We start from the raw sequence: 4,141 nt of genomic DNA on the forward strand, positions 1-4,141 counted from the left end.
GCAGCAGGAAGAGCGGGCGCACACGCTGAAGGTGTGGGCCACGGCCGATGGCTGGCGTGTGCAGTGCGGTGACGCCGCGCCGAAACAGGTCGTCGGCCATGCCGATGGCCACACCCTGTTGGTGCAGCTGGACGACCGTCGCTGGCGGTTGCAGCTGCAGCGCGACGGCGACCAGCTGTACCTGTTCGGCAGCGATGGCCAGCACCGCTTCACCCTGCACGACCCGGTGGGCGAATCGGAACAGGCCAGCGCCGACGCCGGCAGCCTGCTGGCACCGATGCCCGGCAGGATCGTGGCGACACTGGTGGCGGCAGGCACGCAGGTGAAGCGCGGCACCCCGTTGGTGGTGCTGGAAGCGATGAAGATGGAGCACACGCTGCAGGCACCGGCCGATGGCACGGTGAAGGGTTATCGCGCCAAGGCCGGTGACCAGGTGGGGGATGGTGCGGTGCTGGTGGATTTCGAAGCGGTGTGATGCCGTCCGGTCACGCGTTGTCGATCAACGCGTGACCGGCCACACCTGGCCAAGCGGGTCCAGTTCGGCCGTCACCCGCTCCGCTGCACGCCAGCCAACGCCACACACCGCCAGTACGCCCTCGGCCATCGGCTGCAGGCCCAGCGCCCGCTCGGCCTCGGCCTCGTTGATCGCCGCAGTGACGAATGCGCCCAGCCCCTGCGCGGTTGCCGCGCTGTAGATCGCCTGCGATACGTGGCCAGCATCCAGAGTGAGCGCGCGATAGGCCTTGGCATGGCCACGGTACTTCCAGAACATGCGCTCGAAGCGGCACACCAGGATCAGCTGCACCGGGGCGTTGGCGAACCAGTGCTGACCGGCCAGCAGGCGTTGGCAGAAGCTGTCCAGGTCGCCGGGCGGCACCGCTATCGGGCCCAGTTCGTGTGCGGTGGCATGGTAGTGATAGAGGCCCGGCGGCAGTCCTTCCACATTGCGCGCCACTACATACGCTTCCAATGGATGCAGGCTGCCGGCCGATGGAATGTTCTTCTTGAGGAAGCGCACACCGGGTTCGGTTTCCACCTGCGCCTGCGCCATCAGCACCTGCTGCAGCAGCCGGGCCAGCATCGGCAACGGCACGGCGCGCGCACCGTCGAAGTTGCGGCAGGTCGCACGCGCCTGCAGCTGCGCCTGCATCGGGTCCTCGTCACTGCGTGGCAAGGGCCATGCACCGGGCAGCCGGGCCGGCGCTTCGGCGGGCGGCGGGCCGAAGCTGCGCACCAGGTCCTGCGCGGTCATAAGCTGGCTGCGCTCCATGTCGCCGACACTGTCCACGCCATCCCATCGCGAATGCTGGTAGTGCAGCGCCGATAGCGGCCACCATTGGCTGTCACGTACCTGCTGTTCGACCGCTGCTGCCTCGGCATGCACCGGATCATCGCTGATCAGCAGGCCCTGCTCCAGCAGCGACAGCACGCGTTGCCGTGCCTGCGGCTCTGCCGGTAGTGGCTGCCACTGCTCCGCGCTGCACTGGAGCAGCCACAGGCAGCTGACCGCATCGACCGTACGTGGCGCCGGCAGATGCGCGGCGCGTACCTGCAAGGATTGTTCGAAGCCAACGCCACTGCCGCCGGCAAGCAGCGCATCCAGGTCGAAACGCGCCCGCTCCAGCGGTTCGACGATCATCGTCCTGCAGCGACGGAAGTTCATTCGATGCGCATCCGGAAGCGTGGGTGGCCGGCGATGATAGCGTGGTGGCTGATACGCACCATCAATTCCCGCTGCGCCCAGCCGATACTGTTTTTTTCCCCTCCCTGCCGGTAGTGAACCATGTCCCGTTCTCCTCTTTCCCCTGAAGTGGTCCAGACCCTGCTCAAGCACCTGGCCAGCGACGATGCCTTCCGCAGCGCGTTTGCCGCCGACCCGGCGAAGGCCCTGATTACGCTGGGCGCAGACGCCGACAGCGTGGCCGCCTGCAACACGCCGCTGGACTCGCTGGGCGGCAAGGAGGAATTTGCCCGGGCGGCGGCGCTGCTGAGCGAGCGCTTGGCCGCCACGGGACCGTTCAAGGTGCCCTTCATGTTCGAAAGCGGCCTGAAGGGACTGCAGGACTGACGCCCCCTCAGGGTGCTCCTGCCTGCTGCGGGCTGGCCGCATCGGCCAGCCGGCGCGCGTCGGCCACATTCAATGGCAGCAGAACCAGGGCACCGGCGTCTTCGGCGAAGGCCATGCCCGTGCGCTGGCGCAACCAGCGCTCCCGGCGCTGCACGGCCAGATCGCGGCCGAGCGCGCGATCGATATCCAGCTGCAGTACATGCCACTGGTACAGCGTGCCGTTGGCCAGCGGCTTCAACAGTGCCGAAGCGGCCTCTGCATTGCCGGCATCCAGCTCACCACGCGCGCGAAGCAGCAGCCATAGTTCCTGCAGCCGCGGGTCAGTACTGCGTTCAACCAGCGCCTGCAGTGCAGGCCGGCGGGAGCGCAGCTCGGCGTCCAGGCCGGCGCGCTGCAAGTGGTAGGCCACCGACAGCGCAATGAAAGCGCGATGGCGCGGTGCGGCGCCGACACCCTCATCGACTGCCGCCAGGGTGCGGTCCAGCAATCGTGCGTACTGCAGCCGGGACCCGCTGCCGTCGGCCTGTGCAGTCCATGCCAGCGACTGCAGGGCCAGGATGTCGCACAGCTCCGGCACATCGGCACACTGCTTCACGGCCTGCGTCATCTCAGCGGCCGCATCATTGGCCCGCCCCTGCAGGGCGAGGAGCCCGCTGTACTCCATGCGTGCGCCGAGCCCGCGCGACGTGATGGCTTCACTGCGTTCGTGCGCCTTCTGTACCTCCCCATCCAGCAGCAGCGCGACCGCCTCCAGCATGTCGCCGTGCCAGTTCGGCAACGCGCCTGCTTCCTTGAACGCAGCGACGGCGGCCTTGACCTCGCCACGCGCAAGCTGGGTGCGGCCAACGAAGGACAGGACCAGCGCGCGATGCGTCTGATGGCGTTCCAGCAGCGGCATCATGTCGGCCAGCGCGCCGTCATAGTCGCCATAGGCAAACAGGGCCATCGCGTGATTCATCCAGCCGGCCGGATCGTCCGGATACAGCTGGGTCAGCATCCGCCACTTTTCCGCACTGCGCTGCGGGGGTGCACCACTGAAATCCGCACCCCAGGCGTCCAGGTACAGCTGGTCGCGCGCGCTCAAGCGCGTGCGCCCCGACACCGCCTGGCGGTACAGTTCGCCAGCCGCCGACACGTTGCCCATGGCGTACTGCAGCCGCATCTGCCCGATGTAGGCAAAGGTGAACTGGGGATCCAGGCGAGTGGCCTGCTGGAAGAACAGCAACGCTTCGTCGAAACGCTCCTGCGCCAACGCATCGCTGCCCTTGGCATAGGCATGCAGCGCATCAAGATTGGCGGTGGCCACCGTTGGCAGTGGTTTCTGCTCGCGGCTGACATCGTGCAGCGCCTCACCCAGGTCGCTGCGCAGTGCCTTCACCACGGTATCGGTGGAAGCCAGGATCGAATCCAGGCCATTGCCATCGGCGAAATGCGTGTACACCGTCTGCCCACTACGTGGGTCCACGACCTCCACACCCACCCGCACCTTGCCGTTGAGTTCGAGCACGTTGGGCATCAGCACCGCGCGCGCGCCATCGCGCAACGCGACCTCGATCGCCAGTGCGCGGTCCAGCCGTGCATTGGCCGGGCGCTGCATCAACTGCAGGGTGTCACGCACCTTCAGTTCGCTGAGAATATTGACGAAGCGCGACTGCCCCAGGCTGATGTAGAGCGCCTGTTCCAGGCTGGAATCCAGCTGCGGGTAGGCCGTGCTGTTGCTGACCGCCGCCAGGATCACCCAGTCGCGCTCGGCGAACGCGATCGCCGGCGCTGGCCGCAACAGCGCCCACATCACCACGGCCAGCGTCACCGCCAGCGTCGCCTCTGTCAGCAGCGCAGCGGGGCGACGCCACAGCGGCAGATCCCGCCAGGCCTTGTCACCCGAGCGCGGCCGGCGCAGCGGCGCGCGGCCCCGGATGCCGACTTCGAACACCTGCTGGCGTTCGCCGATGCCCTTGAAGCGCCAAAGGCCATGATCCTTCCAACGCAGTTCGTCCGCCGTCCAAGGCAACTCGCTGCCGGCCCGCCGCGCCATCTGTTCGGCCGCTGAGGACAGCAGCACCTGTCCAGGCC

At 67.6% G+C, this 4,141-nt stretch carries 5 protein-coding genes; 2 read left to right on the forward strand and 3 right to left on the reverse strand.

Annotation, left to right across the window (positions count from 1 at the left end; all coding sequences use genetic code 11):
- A partial coding sequence (locus AB4Y84_RS15055) for an acetyl-CoA carboxylase biotin carboxyl carrier protein subunit (RefSeq protein WP_442250368.1) occupies nt 1–475 on the forward strand: 475 nt, incomplete at its 5' end.
- A 24-nt stretch (nt 476–499) separates the two neighbouring features.
- Here the strand turns inward: AB4Y84_RS15055 and AB4Y84_RS15060 are convergent.
- Nucleotides 500–1,663, reverse strand: coding sequence for a putative peptide maturation dehydrogenase (locus AB4Y84_RS15060; RefSeq protein WP_442243996.1), 1,164 nt, complete (start codon nt 1,661–1,663; stop codon nt 500–502).
- The gene (locus tag AB4Y84_RS15065) at nt 1,660–1,785 is read right to left on the reverse strand and encodes a hypothetical protein (RefSeq protein WP_258223209.1); all 126 of its coding nucleotides are present in this window, start codon (nt 1,783–1,785) and stop codon (nt 1,660–1,662) included. The genes AB4Y84_RS15060 and AB4Y84_RS15065 overlap by 4 nt, the downstream gene beginning before the upstream one ends.
- On the opposite strand from AB4Y84_RS15065, the gene AB4Y84_RS15070 reads away from it, so the two are divergent.
- The gene (locus tag AB4Y84_RS15070) at nt 1,784–2,068 is read left to right on the forward strand and encodes an NHLP-related RiPP peptide (RefSeq protein WP_442243995.1); all 285 of its coding nucleotides are present in this window, start codon (nt 1,784–1,786) and stop codon (nt 2,066–2,068) included. The genes AB4Y84_RS15065 and AB4Y84_RS15070 overlap by 2 nt on opposite strands.
- Before the next feature lie 7 nt (nt 2,069–2,075).
- On the opposite strand, the gene AB4Y84_RS15075 is transcribed toward AB4Y84_RS15070, so the two are convergent.
- Nucleotides 2,076–4,141: putative peptide modification system cyclase (locus AB4Y84_RS15075; RefSeq protein WP_442250369.1), on the reverse strand; the 2,066-nt coding region annotated here is incomplete at its 5' end.

Source organism: Stenotrophomonas sp. 2YAF22 (genome assembly GCF_052114665.1).
Lineage (GTDB): Bacteria > Pseudomonadota > Gammaproteobacteria > Xanthomonadales > Xanthomonadaceae > Stenotrophomonas > Stenotrophomonas indicatrix.